Source organism: Flavobacterium aerium (assembly GCF_030766725.1).
GTDB lineage: Bacteria > Bacteroidota > Bacteroidia > Flavobacteriales > Flavobacteriaceae > Flavobacterium > Flavobacterium aerium.
In genome coordinates, this window is sequence record NZ_JARQWR010000030.1 from 1 (window position 1) to 1727 (window position 1727).

The window sequence follows — 1727 nt, forward strand, 5'->3', positions numbered from 1 at the left end:
CTTCTGTCCATCCTAATAAAGCTCCAGATTGTGTAATTCCTGTAGCTGTTAAATTCTTTGGTTTTTTGCACAATGGTGGGGTACAATTCATTATTCCTGTGAATAATGTTGTTCCTGGTACTCCAATTCCTGGTGCTTTGATATAAACATCTTCTTGTGAAGTATCGTAAATAGCAATCCCTACCTGAGCGAAGTTTGTTCCACCTGTATTCCAGATTAATTTGAATTCTACTCCTGGACACATTGCTACGTTAATATCAATTGGTCCTGATCCTGTTGTAAAAGTCGAACCGATTGTTGCAACTGTTACTCCATTCTGAACAATATTCATCGTATTACCCTGCCATCCATTTCCACCTGAATCTGTCATTCGGAAAGTATAGTTACATTTACTAGTTTCTAAACATAACAATGTTCTGAATTGGTAAGGTCCAACCCAAGCACTCTTTCCTCCTGGTCCACAACTTGCTCGAACATAGTAAACATAATCTGTTCCTGGTGTTAAACCTGCTGCTGGGTAGTTTGGTGTAGTTCCCGGTACTGGTAATCCTACTGTAGCGGGTGTTGGTGCTGCCACCGTTGGTGCTTGTACCACAATATCCCATGCTGTTTCTTGGAATCCTTGTGTCCATGATAAATCTGCAGTATTCAATCCAATATTGCCTGCCGTCAAATTCAATGGCTCTGGACAAGATGGAATCTCTTCAATACTTACAGCATCAATAAATAATCTTGAATTCGCTGCTCCTCCTGCTCCTGGTGGAACTTGGAATGCGATATGTACATCTTGAGTATAAGTATTCAAATAGATTATTTTCTCCAAATATTCTATATTCGTATAACTTGCTACTGGTAATAATTCTGTAGTGAAATCTGCAGGAGCTGTTCCTGTTGTTGATATTAAAACTTTAAATCCACTTGGCGCTGTTGCTGCTCCAACTCGGTATCTGAATTTTAATCTTTGAGTTCCTGTTAAGTGAACACGTGGTGAAATTAACCAATCATTGTTTGTAGCAACTGTCGTTGAGATAGAAGCAGATTGATTTCCTTCAAAAGGGTTAAAAGCATAGTTCATATTCCATGCTTGTCCACCATCAACATTCGTTACTGTCCAACAAGCTTCTGATAATGACGTTGAGTTGAATCCTTCAAAGAATGGGGATTGGAATAATCCACATTGTGTTACAAAATTAAAGGGACCTGTCCATGGGCTAAAAGTTCCTGCTCCACATGAACTTCTTACATAATACTCATAGGCTGTAGTTTGTAATAAAGACTGTGCTTGGTAACTTGGTGCAGTAGTGGTAGCAGTTGCTACAATTGGTCCTGTTGTTCCTACTGTACGAACAGCTACTTCCCATGAAGTTGCACCTGCATTCTCCGTCCATGATAAATCTGCTGTAGAAGAAGTAATCGGGTTAGCGGCCAATGCTGTTGGTGCTAAACAGAAAACTCGTTCTATCGCTAAATTGTATAAAAAGTTTTGTGGTGCTGGTAATGAGGAAAGAACAATATAATATGTTACTCCCGAAGTTACTGCAAAGTTTTGGATCGCACGAATACCAGATCCTCCATTGGCTACTCCTGCAGCACAGTTTACTCCAATATCAGCACAGTTTGTATAAACAAACATACCTGTTTTCTGACCTTGTGGAGTCATCGTCATATTGATTGCTCCTGTAAAGTCTGGTGTATATGCATACACTACATCATCTCCATTTAAGTAA

The 1727-nt window shown here is 39.5% G+C and carries 1 protein-coding gene; it reads right to left on the reverse strand.

Annotation, left to right across the window (positions count from 1 at the left end):
- Nucleotides 1–1727, reverse strand: a 1727-nt coding sequence (locus P6733_RS17835; protein WP_306354310.1) for a choice-of-anchor J domain-containing protein, incomplete at both ends; no start/stop codon positions are given.